The 12,919-nt window shown below is 43.2% G+C and carries 10 protein-coding genes; 4 read left to right on the forward strand and 6 right to left on the reverse strand.

Annotated elements, in window-relative coordinates; genetic code table 11:
* Nucleotides 1-348 precede the first annotated feature (348 nt).
* Nucleotides 349-834, reverse strand: a complete 486-nt coding sequence (locus ACPEGP_RS10945; RefSeq protein WP_068407618.1) for an FKBP-type peptidyl-prolyl cis-trans isomerase — start codon at nucleotides 832-834, stop codon at nucleotides 349-351.
* 137 nt (nucleotides 835-971) lie between these two features.
* A complete protein-coding gene (locus ACPEGP_RS10950; protein WP_201590376.1) occupies nucleotides 972-1,127 on the reverse strand; it encodes a hypothetical protein in 156 nt (51 codons plus the stop codon).
* Nucleotides 1,128-1,160: 33 nt separating this feature from the next.
* Between ACPEGP_RS10950 and ACPEGP_RS10955 the strand changes: the two genes are divergently transcribed.
* A complete protein-coding gene (locus tag ACPEGP_RS10955) occupies nucleotides 1,161-3,131 on the forward strand; it encodes a M61 family metallopeptidase (RefSeq protein WP_423813435.1) in 1,971 nt (656 codons plus the stop codon).
* A gap of 114 nt (nucleotides 3,132-3,245) precedes the next feature.
* Here ACPEGP_RS10955 and copM read toward each other — a convergent pair whose 3' ends face one another.
* Nucleotides 3,246-4,088, reverse strand: coding sequence for a CopM family metallochaperone (gene copM, locus ACPEGP_RS10960; RefSeq protein WP_423813436.1), 843 nt, complete (start codon nucleotides 4,086-4,088; stop codon nucleotides 3,246-3,248).
* A 251-nt stretch (nucleotides 4,089-4,339) separates the two neighbouring features.
* The gene (locus ACPEGP_RS10965) at nucleotides 4,340-4,966 is read right to left on the reverse strand and encodes a pseudouridine synthase (protein ID WP_423813437.1); all 627 of its coding nucleotides are present in this window, start codon (nucleotides 4,964-4,966) and stop codon (nucleotides 4,340-4,342) included.
* A gap of 471 nt (nucleotides 4,967-5,437) precedes the next feature.
* Here ACPEGP_RS10965 and icd point away from each other — a divergent pair, with 471 nt between their 5' ends.
* Entirely contained in the window at nucleotides 5,438-6,697 is a 1,260-nt protein-coding gene (gene icd / locus ACPEGP_RS10970) for an NADP-dependent isocitrate dehydrogenase (RefSeq protein WP_289048493.1), read from the forward strand.
* Between the two features lie 113 nt (nucleotides 6,698-6,810).
* Here icd and ACPEGP_RS10975 read toward each other — a convergent pair whose 3' ends face one another.
* Together ACPEGP_RS10975 and ACPEGP_RS10980 are read right to left on the reverse strand one after the other, a co-directional pair.
* Entirely contained in the window at nucleotides 6,811-7,191 is a 381-nt protein-coding gene (locus ACPEGP_RS10975) for a potassium channel family protein (protein WP_219621713.1), read from the reverse strand.
* 414 nt (nucleotides 7,192-7,605) lie between these two features.
* Nucleotides 7,606-9,828 (reverse strand): NADP-dependent isocitrate dehydrogenase, encoded by a 2,223-nt coding sequence (locus ACPEGP_RS10980; protein WP_423813438.1) that lies wholly within the window; start codon nucleotides 9,826-9,828, stop codon nucleotides 7,606-7,608.
* 863 nt (nucleotides 9,829-10,691) lie between these two features.
* Between ACPEGP_RS10980 and ACPEGP_RS10985 the strand changes: the two genes are divergently transcribed.
* Nucleotides 10,692-12,050: a GNAT family N-acetyltransferase gene (locus ACPEGP_RS10985; RefSeq protein WP_423814280.1), complete on the forward strand. Its 1,359-nt coding sequence runs from the start codon at nucleotides 10,692-10,694 to the stop codon at nucleotides 12,048-12,050.
* 71 nt (nucleotides 12,051-12,121) lie between these two features.
* Nucleotides 12,122-12,622 carry a chorismate--pyruvate lyase family protein gene (locus tag ACPEGP_RS10990; protein WP_423813439.1) on the forward strand — a complete coding sequence of 167 codons (501 nt, stop codon included), beginning with the start codon at nucleotides 12,122-12,124 and terminating at the stop codon, nucleotides 12,620-12,622.
* Nucleotides 12,623-12,919 lie beyond the last annotated feature (297 nt).

Below are 12,919 nucleotides of genomic sequence, written 5' to 3' on the forward strand. Positions count from 1 at the left end.
GGTTCATAGATACTAGGGATTGGTATCGCAAAGGTCGCATCAGGGATAGGTGGTTTGCTGATTAGGGAAGATAAGGCTGGATGCCTGAACGTTATAAGATGCTCCGGGATTAAGTATCTGATAACATTAACATGGATGGTTGGTGATAAAAGCCGCATAATACTTGTTGTTATGCGGCTTTGTTACGTCTGTAATCTTTAAAATTTATTCAAAAAAAAGGTCAGTAGATTGCTCTACTGACCTTCATAGCTAGACGACCCTAGCATTACCAATAACTATTCATTAATAATTAACTATTCGTCTAAGCATCTTATCGTCTGAAAATTTTACGCCAAACTCAAGAAGAGATTAGTGTTCAACGCCACCAGCGCCATGGATATGGCCATGGTTTAGCTCATCTTCAGTGGCTGCGCGTACTTCTTGAATTTCTACATCAAAGGTCAAACGCTTACCAGCTAACGGATGGTTTGCATCAACCGTCACTTCTTTATCGTTGACGTCAGTCACAGTTACTAGCATCACTTGACCGCCAGCTTCTGACTGAAACTGCATACCAGGTTGGATATCATCAACGCCTTGGAAGTTTTCGCGTGGTACATGTTGTACCGCTTGTTCTTGGTATTCACCGTAACCATCAGCAGGCTCTACAACGGCATTGACTCTTTCGCCAGCAGATTTGCCTTCTAGTTGTTGCTCAAGACCTGGGATGATGTTGCTATGGCCATGTAAATACGCAAGCGGTTGACCTTCTGGAGACTGGTCAAGGATATTGCCTTCGTCGTCTTTTAGCGTGTAGTTAAACTTGACGGCAGTGTCTTTTGCGATAGTAGTCATAAATTATCCTAAATATGTCGTTATTGAAATTTAAATACGGTTGCAATAAACCTAAAAAAGCCAATCAGCCAGCCAAATAGCCACGTCATTAGTTAATTATCATCAGTTTATTAGGGTAACTTTAGCAGTTAGCATCTTTAATTGCGATGCCTGCCATTGGTTTCAAGGTTAAAATCCGAAAAAATAGCAATTATTGGGCGAATTAATGTAAATAAATATGATTTTTCAGTTTTGGTGGTTGGTAAAGGTAAGAGGCTAAAGTTTGCCAGTTGCGTTTTTACAGGATGGCTCATACCATAGTCATAAACATAAGGATAATAACGATTATGAATTTATCTTCTCAAGCCTCACCGATTAATAATTCGAATCAGCAGAGTGCAGGTATCTCTTATCAATTTGACTTTGCCCGGTTTTTAGAGCATTTGGTCGATGTCGCGCTGACCTTTACCGCTGATACCGACGCGCCAAGTCTATGGTTGCCAACATGGATTCCGGGTAGCTATTTAATGCGTGAATTTGCCCGTAATATCACTGCGGTACATTATGAAATTTTAGACAGTCAAGTCGTTTCTAACGATAAACAAATCAACACGTACCGCGCGCAAAAAACCGATAAAAATACATGGCAGTTGCCAGAGGCGCAGGCAGGGCAACGCATATGCGTCCTTTATGAAGTGTATTGTTATGATTTATCGGTGCGTACGGCGTATGTCGATCAGCAGCGTTTGTATGGCAATTTTACCTCGCTTGCATTAGCGATTGGTGGGCAAGAACAACAAGAGGTAGAAGTTGATTTAATCGTGCCAGCTGCATTTTTAGCTGATAAAGACGCTAGTCTTGTGCGCTTGGCATGTGGACTTGAGGCAGTACAGGCGCAAATTGATAAGCTGCAAATATATACTCTACAAGCAGACAGCTATCACGAACTTATCGATCATCCGTTTGAGATAGCCGAACAAGATAGCTTTGATTTTATTATTCAAGATAATAGCCATCAGACGCTTAGCCATCATTTTTATCTTTCAGGTAAGCATAGCGCTAACATGGGACGCTTGCAGCAAGACGTCACCCAAATCTGTCAGACTTATCTAGATTGGCTTGGTGATGCGCCATTTAATGATTACACCTTTATGACCTTTGCCAGTGGGCAGGATTATGGCGGGCTTGAGCATATCAATTCGACAAGTTTGATTACCCCGCGCCGCGATTTGCCCAATGCTGATGAGCCAAAAGTACCAAGTAGCGACTATCAACGCTTTTTGGGCTTATGCAGTCACGAGTATTTTCATGCGTGGTGGGTCAAAACTGTCCGTCCAGATGTGATGCTAGAGGTGGATTTACGCCGCGAAGCTTTTACGCCGCTGCTTTGGGTGTTTGAAGGTTTTACCTCTTATATCGATGATTTTATGTTGCAGGCGTCAGGTGTCATTGATAAAGCAAGTTACCTTAAATTACTGGCTGAGCAAATCAATCGCTACTATCAAACACCGGGGCGCACGCATCAGAGTGTCGCCGAGTCGAGCTTTGATGCTTGGATTAAGCTGTATCGCAACGATGAAAATACCGGCAATGCAGGTATCAGTTATTACAACAAAGGCGCGTTGGTGGCGTTATGCTTGGATTTAACCCTGCTTACAAAAAGTGCTGGGCGTTATCGTTTGTTTGATGTGGTTAAAGAATTTTATAGCCAAGCAAAGCAAAAGGATAATAAACGTATTGGCATCAGTAGCGCCGATATGGGTGCAGTTATCGGGCAGTTTATGCCGTTAGCAGATTGGGAAGAGTTTGAGCGCCGTTATGTTAATGGCGTTGAGGAGCTGCCACTAGAGACGCTGCTTGCGGAAAATGGTATTAAGATTCATACCAACACTAAAGAAACTGCCGATAAAAACATACCGTGGGGCATGCGTTGTTGTGAGACGCCGCTTGGACTTAAGGTTAATCGCGTCAACCGTGACAGTGCTGCCGCCAAAGCGGGTATCTCAGCGTATGATATCATTGTCGCTATCGACGGGATTAAAGCGGATGCCAAACAATTAGCAACGCTTAATACGGCAACGCGCCCTGTACAATGTCATTTATTTCGCCGTGATGAGCTAATGGTAGTTGAGGTTGTGCCTAGAGCTGATTTGGTTGATAATAATACGTATGACGATAATCAGAAAGTTTTCCCGCATAACATCAGCTTACGCTTAGCAAGGGCGAGTATTGACTGCGAAGACGAAGTGGATTCTGTCGGGTACGCCAATACTGAAAATACATGGCTAAATGCGCTAGCACGCCATCAAAGTGAATAGATAAATAATAAAGCATGAAGACATTAAAAACCCTTGCTAAGCTGCGTACTTAGCAAGGGTTTATATTTTTAATATTCAAAGTACTATAAATAACAGTTAAGACGTTATAGCTGTTTAACTTGTCGCTTTAGTGGTTTCTTTGATTGCTTCTTTATCAATTGCTTCATCATTGATAACGGTGTCATCACTATTGATAGTCGCGGTATCAGGCACTTTATTTGCCGCAATCCAGTTTTGTATCAACTCAATCTCAGGCTGCTGAGCATCGATAATGTCTTGTGCCAATTTGCGCATTTCTTCATCGGTACCGTATTGGAGTTGCACTTTTGCCATGTCTACTGCGCCAATATGATGCGGCAGCATACCGCGCGCAAATGCCATATCAGCGACAGGCTCAGCAATACCGAGCATCATATCGCTATGCATGGTATTCGTTCCCTTTACATACGCTTCTTGCATGGCTTCGGTATTGGGTTTTGGTTTGGGCGCATCAGGATGGCTTGCGAGCCATTTATTAAGAATATCAATCTCAAGCTTCTGCGAGTCGATGATGTCTTGTGCAAGTTTACGCATGGTTTCATCAGTGCCGTACTTTAGCTCGATTTTTGCCATATCTACCGCGCCGCGATGATGGCCGAGCATGCCTTTAGCAAAGGCGGTATCAGGATCGTTATAACCCATACCAACCATCATTTCATTATGCATACTGATCATTGACTTTGTATAGTCTTTCAGCATATCTGACATTTTTTCAGCGTTTACTGTAACATCATTGGCAGCGACGTCGTGCCCAGCGTGAGCATCCTCGGGAGCTGTTTCAGATGGTTCATTAGTGGCTTGAGTGGCCTCTTCTATTGGCATTACCTCATTATCCTCAGTTGCTGGCTGGCAGGCGATTAGCAGCAGGGTAGTAGCCACACTGGTAGCAAACAAAGCAAAATGACGAGAGGCAATCATGATATATCCTTACTATCAAAAAAACAGAAAACAGGCTCAACGAAGAATAAGACAGAAAGCAAGATAAATAATGGCCAAATTTAAACCGATATAAAACGCGAAAATAGGGCACGGTTGGCAAGTCAGCGCAGTTTTGCATCTTAACAAATAAACCTTACGCGTTCGAGACACGCCGTTTAAAAAGTCGTAATATTTAAATCAGAACAAAATTGGCTCATATAAGCGGATAAGGTTTAATTTGCCACGCTAATCTAATCGACAATTCCTAACTGCCGACAGCGCTCACTATTTAGGTAAATACGCACAAACTCACCAACACCAAGCGAACCAAGCTCAAATCCTGCCACCGACCAACGAATCAGACGCAAGCAAGGCAGTCCAACATGGGCGGTCATGCGTCTTACTTGGCGATTTTTGCCCTCATAAATAGTTAGCATTAGCCATGACGTTGGCACGTTTTTACGCTCGCGAATGGGCGGATTACGTTGCCATAAGTCAATCGGCAAATCGCCTTCCTCGACCAGTCGTGCAACTGCTGGCAAGGTTTTGCCGTCTTTTAAATGTACTCCCGCCGCCAATTGCTCTAATTGAGCAGTGCTTACCAAACCTTCGACTTGTACCAAATAGGTCTTCCCTTGTTTTTTTTTATTTTGGGCAAAGTTCTTGGCTGACGGCGGCTGAGTAATGGCTTTATTTACTCGTCCGTCACTGGTCAAAATCAATAAGCCTTCTGAGGTGGCATCAAGTCGACCAGCAACGCGCAGCGATTTGTCAGTGAAATATTGCGATAGAGTGGTGTGGTCATTATTGCTGTCATCACGAAATTGACTTTGGACGCCGTAAGGTTTGTTGAATAAAACTAAGCTAGAGGTCGACATAAAATGGCATTTCCTAAAAATAAATTGATTGCTAACCGGTGGCACGCATGGCAGTCTAAGTCGATTTTACGCAAAAGTAAAAAGCGGACTGTTGCTAAAAAATAACTCAGATAAGCAAACGTAACAATAACAATAAACGAGATATTAAATAACCCTGTTCATATTGTGGTATTTATAATATTGATTGGTAAAACTGACGTATGCAAAAGAAAAATTATCAGTCATGTTTTTATGTTAGTACACTATTGAAGGTAAATGATGATATTTTTATATCATTCATCTGGTAGAAATCATGAAAATGATTATCTAACATACTTTTAAACCTATTGGCATATCGGCATTTTACGTAAATTATTAATACGTAACTCGCTAGCATAATGCTATCTTAAAGCCAAAATATTTTAGCTAGCATAACAGAACGCCAAGGAAACTGGCGCAACCAATATATAAGTATAAAAGGAGTTTGACCCCATGCCCTATGATAAAGTTATCGTCCCAAGAGACGGCGCAAAAATAACCGTCAACGCTGATTTGTCCCTAAACGTCCCTAATCATCCGATTATTCCCTTTATCGAAGGTGATGGCATTGGTGTTGATATCACGCCGGTGATGATTAAAGTGGTCGATGCCGCCGTATCAAAAGCCTACAAAGGCAAAAAATCGATCGTTTGGATGGAAGTTTATTGCGGCGAAAAGGCATCTAAAATCTATGATGGCGAATACATGCCGACCGAAACGCTAGAGATTTTGCGCGAGTATGTCATAAGCATTAAAGGGCCTCTCACCACACCAGTTGGCGGCGGTATGCGCTCATTAAACGTCGCGCTACGGCAAGAGCTTGACCTGTACGTCTGTCAGCGTCCCGTACGTTGGTTTGAAGGTGTGCCAAGTCCTGTACATAGCCCAGAGCTGACCGATATGGTGATTTTCCGCGAAAACTCAGAAGATATTTATGCCGGTATCGAGTGGAAAGCGGGCAGTGATGACGCCAAAAAAGTCATTAAATTCCTAAAGGAAGAGATGGGGGTAACCAAAATCCGTTTTTCAGATGACTGCGGTATCGGCATCAAGCCTGTATCAAAAGAAGGCTCGCAGCGTTTGGTACGTAAAGCTATCCAGCATGCAATTGATAATGACTTACCGAGCGTCACTCTCGTGCACAAAGGTAATATCATGAAGTTTACCGAAGGCGCGTTTAAAGAATGGGGCTATGAGCTTGCCGCTGAACGTTTTGGTGCGGAGCTGCTCGATGGTGGACCTTGGATGACGATGAAAAATCCAAAAACTGGTAATGACATTATTATCAAAGACGTCATAGCTGATGCTTTTCTGCAGCAAATCCTGATGCGCCCTGCTGAGTACTCAGTCGTTGCAACCTTGAACTTAAACGGTGATTATATCTCTGATGCGCTTGCTGCTGAAGTTGGCGGTATCGGTATCGCGCCGGGTGCCAATAAGGGCGGCTCAATCGCTGTTTATGAAGCTACCCACGGCACAGCGCCTAAATATGCTGGTCAAGATAAGGTCAATCCAGGTTCGTTGATTCTATCGGCAGAGATGATGCTGCGTGATATGGGCTGGATAGAAGCGGCTGACCTTGTTATCGCAGGTATCAAAGGCGCGATTAAAAATAAAACCGTCACTTATGACTTTGAGCGCTTGATGCCAGATGCCATTTTGCTCAGTAGCTCGGAGTTTGGCAAAGCCATTATTAAGCATATGGATGTGTAAGGGCTTTATAGCATGTGATTTTATAATTTATAGCGTAAACAATAAACCATCTATATTTTTATAGATGGTTTTTTTGTGCTTATGGTTTTTATACTGATTATTGAAGAATAAGTTTAGCTGTCATTTTTACCACGACTTTTACCGCTACCATTCGCTGTCCATTTAACCACCGATAAGCTGGTTGAAGCCATTAAACCGAGCACTAAGTAGCCAATCAACGCCTGTAAACTTGCAAAAACCCGAGTCATGCCTTGTGGCCGAAAATCACCATAGCCTGTTGAAGTGAAAGTGACGACAGCATAGTAGCAGCACGCCCAAAAATCTTGCGAAATGGGATTACCATCGAGCGTGGTGTCGACGATGCCGACTTCGTAATAAAGTGCCGAAAAGGTAAGCAAAAATAAAAAGACATTAAGCGTTGTCATCGCAAGCTCTTTCCATAAATTGCCATCATCGCCATAGATGCGCTGCAAGGTGCTAAAAAGCGACCACATAAAAATGCCGCAAAACAAGAAGGCAAGGCCGATAGTAAATATATCGCGCCACCTATTGTCCGGTAAAAAATGCGTCAGTAAATACCATAAACTGCCGGTCAGAATATAAATAAAAAGAGTCCCTCTGGCGGTTGTTATTTTTTCTAGTATCATAAGATGCCATCCATACGCTCAGTATTATGCTTAGTCTTAGGCTCAGTAAATGCTCAAAAATAATTTTAACATTGAGCGTCATCTAACCATAGCAGTAGGGCGCTTTATATAAAACATTGGTATAGGTGTTTGCTTTGAACGTTTTAAGCAGCACAGAATCCATAAAAACGCCCCAATAGCCTAGGACTATTGGGGCGTTTGTTTTAAACTGACTTTAATAAAGCTTGTTCAGCCAGCTTAGTTCTATTTGCAACCAAGTATTTATGACAATGAAGCAATAGCTTCGTTGAATAACGGACTTGGGCGCATGGCTTCTTCAGCCAATGCTTCATCTGCTAAATAGTAGCCTTTTAGATCCATCGACTTACCTTGAACTTCATTTAGCTGCTCAACGATAGCGACTTCATTGTCTTCAAGTTTTTGGGCCAGCGGCGCAAACTGTGCTTTTAGCTCGCTATTTTCATCTTGTGCTGCAAGCTCTTCTGCCCAGTATTTTGCCAGATAGAAATGACTACCACGGTTATCAAGCTCGCCTGTTTTACGTGATGGCGATTTGTCATTTAACAGTAGTGTTTCGGTGGCTCTATCAAGGGCATCTGCCAATACTTTCGCTTTGGCATTGTCATCATTTTTAGCCAAATGCTCTAAAGATTCGGTCAAGGCTAGGAACTCACCGAGAGAATCCCAACGTAGATGGTTTTCTTCGAGGAGCTGCTGTACGTGCTTCGGTGCTGAACCGCCTGCGCCAGTCTCGAACAAACCGCCGCCTTTCATTAGTGGCACAACTGACAGCATTTTCGCACTGGTGCCCAATTCTAAAATCGGGAACAAATCAGTCAGATAATCACGCAAGATATTGCCAGTGGCAGAAATCGTATCTAAACCGCGAGCAACACGCTCTAAGGTATAACGCATGGCGCGAACTTGTGACATGATTTCGATGTGCAGACCGTTGGTGTCATGATCTTTTAGGTAGGTTTTTACCTTTTTAATCAGCTCGTTTTCGTGCGGACGGTATGGGTCGAGCCAGAAAATAACCGGCGTATCTGATTCGCGCGCACGGCGAACAGCAAGCTTCACCCAGTCTTGGATAGGGGCATCTTTGGTCTGACACATGCGCCAGATATCACCTTTTTCAACACGCTGCTCAAGTAAAACTTCGCCTGAGTCGATATCGACAATACGCGCGATACCATTGTCGCTAGATTCAAAGGTTTTGTCGTGCGAGCCGTATTCTTCCGCTTTTTGCGCCATCAAACCAACGTTTGGTACTGTACCCATGGTGGTTGGGTCAAAGTTACCATGCCATTTACAGAAATTAATCATTTCTTGGTAAATACGCGCAAAGGTCGATTCAGGCATGACCGCTTTACAGTCATATAATTTACCATCAGCGCCCCACATTTTACCGCCGTTACGAATCATCGCGGGCATTGACGCATCGACAATCACGTCACTTGGAGAATGGAAGTTGGTGATACCTTTTGAAGAATCAACCATCGCTAGACGCGGACGATGTACTTGGCAGGCATGGAGGTCGCGCTCAATCTCTTCACGTAAGCTGGCTGGCAATTCGGTGATTTTTTCGTACAAGCTTGCCATACCGTTATTGACGTTAATACCTAGCTCATCAAATAACGCGCCATGTTTTTGGAAGGCGTCTTTATAATAAATGCGCACCGCGTGACCGAAGACGATAGGGTGTGATACCTTCATCATCGTGGCTTTTACGTGTAATGAGAATAAAATACCGGCTTCGCGGCAATCTTCCATTTCACGCTCATAGAAATCAAGCAGCGCTTTTTTGCTCATAAACATCAAGTCGATGACTTCTTTATCAAGCAAGGCAATTTTTGGTTTTAATACCTTGGTCGTACCGTCTTCGAGCAACAGCTCCATACGCACGGTACGCGCTTTATCCAAGGTCATCGATTGCTCGCCGTCATAAAAGTCGCCGCTATGCATGTGCGAAACGTGAGTCTGTGACCACTGCTTCCATTCGCCCATCGAGTGCGGATGTTTACGTGCGTAGTTTTTGACTGCTTTTGGCGCGCGGCGGTCTGAGTTACCTTCACGTAATACAGGGTTGACCGAGCTACCTAAGCTTTTGCCATAACGGCGACGGATTTCTTCTTCCTCTGCGTTTTTTGGCTCGTCTGGAAAGTCAGGAATCGCGTAGCCTTTAGCTTGTAGCTCTTTGATAGCCGCTTTTAGCTGCTGTACAGAAGCACTGATATTTGGTAGTTTGATGATATTGGCGTTTGGATCTTGAGTCAATTTGCCAAGCGCTTCTAAGTTATTTGGAACGCGCTGCTCTTCGGTTAAGTATTCTGGAAATTCAGCCAACACACGCGCCGCGACCGAGATATCACTGGTTTCAACGTCAACGCCTGCTGTCTGGGCAAATGCTTTTACAATCGGCAAAAATGATAAGGTGGCAAGCGCTGGGGCTTCGTCAGTTTTTGTATAAATAATTTTTGACATGTTAGTAGATTATTCCTTGTTGTCATTAATGAGGTTAATAAGGCTGCGGTATCATTTAATAGCTTTATACAGCCCTTATACCATAATGGTCTACGGGGTTGGTTCGAGGTTCAGTCGAGGTCCAAATACATCAGTCGTCTTTTAGTGCCATTCTTGAGCGAGTATGACGGCGAGAAAAGTTTCGTCGCCAGCCATTTATGTTTATTCGTCTTTATAAAGCAGGCGTTCGATCAAGTACCAGCTTTATTAAAGAGTGATTATGAAACATTATAAAAGGTCACACTCAAAAGACCGTTGCTAAAAATTTATGCAAACCAGCGACTCAATACTCATGATTTACAATGATCTGAGCGCGAATGGCTGACGCTATATTATAGTTGATCCACTATAAATCTGATATGATGTCAATGTTGTATATTGAACTAAGTATACTATTTTCGCTCATACCCTATGTATCTGAATTATATTAAGCTAATAATAGCCTTATTCTACCAGTCCTCGCCTTCAATATCATCTTTTGCGTGTAATTAGCGCGCTTTTAGTGCCTTTTTTCACTTTGTAAGCTTGTTTGTGAAATGATGAGCTTATCAATGTTGAAATAGTCTACATACTTCAAATTATCTGTTTTTAACACACTAACGCTAGCAAAACCCAATCCTGCGCTCCATCAATAAAAGACTTAGTAATCTGTCCGTAGGGCATTTTTATGCGCCTTTGTTGATAACTCTTCTTCATAAAAGTATTTTAGCGCTAGATAACTTCTGGTTTTTTGCAAATTGTGACAGCAAAAGCGCTGATATTTGCTAGGCTAAACGATAAAACCAATGAGCTTAATAATAAATTCTAAAAATAGTGTGGTGATGATGAATTTACAATATGCGTTACTCAGTGATAATAGCTGGCAGGATATGGCGCGTTGGCAAACGCCAGATACGCCTTTTATGACATTTGAGTTTTGGCAAGCACTTAGTGATACAGGCGCAATTGGTGAGCAAGCAGGTTGGTTGCCGATTTATGTCTTAATCCATCGGCCAAATGAGACAGATGGCGTTATTGATAATAATGCGAATGATGATAAAAATAATGCTGCGCAGCCAGTACTTTCTTCAGAACCAATAGGGCAGCCTATTGCCGTTATGCCTGTTTTTATTAAAGGGCATCATCAAGGCGAGTTCGTCTTTGACCATGCGTGGGCACAAGCTTATGCGCAGTATGGTCTTGATTATTATCCGCGTTTGGTGACTAGCGCGCCTTATACACCCGTGACTGGCCAGCGTCTGTGGCTAGCAGAAGGTGAGGCGCTAAATGCGGATATTTTAAAGACAGCTATCGCAGGCGTTGATGATATCGCCCAGCAAGTAGAGGCCTCTAGCTGGCATGGTTTGTTTGCAACGTCTGAGATGGTAGCTATTGCCAATACAGCAATGCCGACTGATATCGATATAGAAATGGCGCTTAATAATCAAAAAAATAGCGGTACAGTAGAACCGATTGAGCTACCGATACTTGAGCGGCAGGGCTGCCAGTTTTTATGGCAAAATAAAAATGTCAGTCAAAACAATAAACAATTTGCCGACTTCGAGGCATTTTTGGCAACCTTTAGAGCCAAAAAACGCAAAACCGTGCGTGCTGAGCGGCGTAAAGTTGCCGAGCAAGGCATCTCTTGCCAGCGTAAATGCGGGGTTGCTATCACTGCAGAGGATTGGCAGACGTTTTATCGTTGTTATGTGATGACCTACGCGGTACGTGGGCAGCAGCCTTATCTCACGCTAGATTTTTTTAAAAGACTGGCTGCTAGCATGCCTAAGCATTTGATGCTGGCACAAGCACTTGATGCCAATGGTGAAATTATCGCCAGCAGTTTGTTTTTTTATGATAAACCCAATAGCCAAAACGCCACGCTTTATGGTCGTTATTGGGGCGCGCTTGCTGAGTATGATAGCCTACACTTTGAGCTGTGTTATTATCAAGGTATCGAGTTTGCGATTGAGCAAGGTTTGACGTATTTTGACCCCGGCACCCAAGGTGAGCACAAATTAGTCCGAGGTTTTGTTCCGACCAAAACTCACTCGTTGCACCGTATTTACGATGGGCGTTTTGTCCCAGCGATTAGTAATTTTTGCCTAAAAGACCGCATGCATATGGCGCAATATCGCAAGCAAGCCTTTGCAGCATTGCCCTTTAATATTGATAATATGCCGACGTTTGATAGTACTGATTAATCCTCGATCATTTTTTTGCTAATCTTTGCCCAATGACTTCCTACCTAATACTTTTCTATCAGCTGTAAACTATGACTCCTCATTTTTCTCATTCTGCTCCATCATCCGCTCCCACTGAGCTAGTAGATTTTCTCAATACCGAAGGGTCGCTGACGGCCATGCTCGAAGTAAAAGCAGGGCAGCCGTTACGCGTCGAGCGCAGTTTTGAAGGCTATCGGTTATTATCCTTAGCACAAAAAAAGCAATTGGGTTTGCAAGGCGCGGCGTTAAACCGTCCGTTATTGGCGTGGGTACGCGAGTCGCAGCTATATGGCGTTAATGAGCAGCCATGGGTACAAGCACAAAGCATTTTCCCGCTAGTAAGTTTGAAGGGGCGCGCTCGCCGTTTACAGCAGCTAAAAAGTACGCCGATTGGCTATGTGTTGTTTAAGCGCCGCCGTACTTTACCCAATCAACGTTCTATCGAAAAGACGGCAGACGGCTGGCAACGGCAGACGCTATATGACTGGTACGGGCGTAAAATCCTGATTAGTGAGACTTTTTTAGCAGCGTTTTTGTCCAAGAGTGATTAAATAATTACAATAAAAGCTGATATACAAAATCAGTAAGTCATTTATTTTATTACGCATTTATTTCTCTAATAACGCCATTTAAATCTCTCAGCTTTCCGTGAGGTTTTTTTGCGCTCATCGCACAAAGTTTCATGCTACACTTAAGCTATAGCGATGATGTCGATGCCCTTCTGCGCACCGATTTTATTGCTGATTTGGACAAGTTTTTAACAGGCCAATTGCCTGCGCTTGCCAATTTTACCTTCTTTTATTACTCGCCTCTTTTCAATGAGCATCACCATTAACGATAGCCACTAC

The sequence above is a fragment of the Psychrobacter sp. 219-2-C genome, assembly GCF_049560815.1.
In the GTDB taxonomy this organism is placed as follows: domain Bacteria; phylum Pseudomonadota; class Gammaproteobacteria; order Pseudomonadales; family Moraxellaceae; genus Psychrobacter; species Psychrobacter faecalis.

Bases quoted from the DNA above. Each gene is read 5' to 3' on its own strand.
- ACPEGP_RS10945 (WP_068407618.1), bottom strand. From the start codon at position 834: ATGACTACTATCGCAAAAGACACTGCCGTCAAGTTTAACTACACGCTA.
- ACPEGP_RS10950 (WP_201590376.1), bottom strand. From the start codon at position 1,127: ATGAGCCATCCTGTAAAAACGCAACTGGCAAACTTTAGCCTCTTACCT.
- ACPEGP_RS10955 (WP_423813435.1), top strand. From the start codon at position 1,161: ATGAATTTATCTTCTCAAGCCTCACCGATTAATAATTCGAATCAGCAG.
- copM (WP_423813436.1), bottom strand. From the start codon at position 4,088: ATGATTGCCTCTCGTCATTTTGCTTTGTTTGCTACCAGTGTGGCTACT.
- ACPEGP_RS10965 (WP_423813437.1), bottom strand. From the start codon at position 4,966: ATGTCGACCTCTAGCTTAGTTTTATTCAACAAACCTTACGGCGTCCAA.
- icd (WP_289048493.1), top strand. From the start codon at position 5,438: ATGCCCTATGATAAAGTTATCGTCCCAAGAGACGGCGCAAAAATAACC.
- ACPEGP_RS10975 (WP_219621713.1), bottom strand. From the start codon at position 7,191: ATGTGGTCGCTTTTTAGCACCTTGCAGCGCATCTATGGCGATGATGGC.
- ACPEGP_RS10980 (WP_423813438.1), bottom strand. From the start codon at position 9,828: ATGTCAAAAATTATTTATACAAAAACTGACGAAGCCCCAGCGCTTGCC.
- ACPEGP_RS10985 (WP_423814280.1), top strand. From the start codon at position 10,692: ATGAATTTACAATATGCGTTACTCAGTGATAATAGCTGGCAGGATATG.
- ACPEGP_RS10990 (WP_423813439.1), top strand. From the start codon at position 12,122: ATGACTCCTCATTTTTCTCATTCTGCTCCATCATCCGCTCCCACTGAG.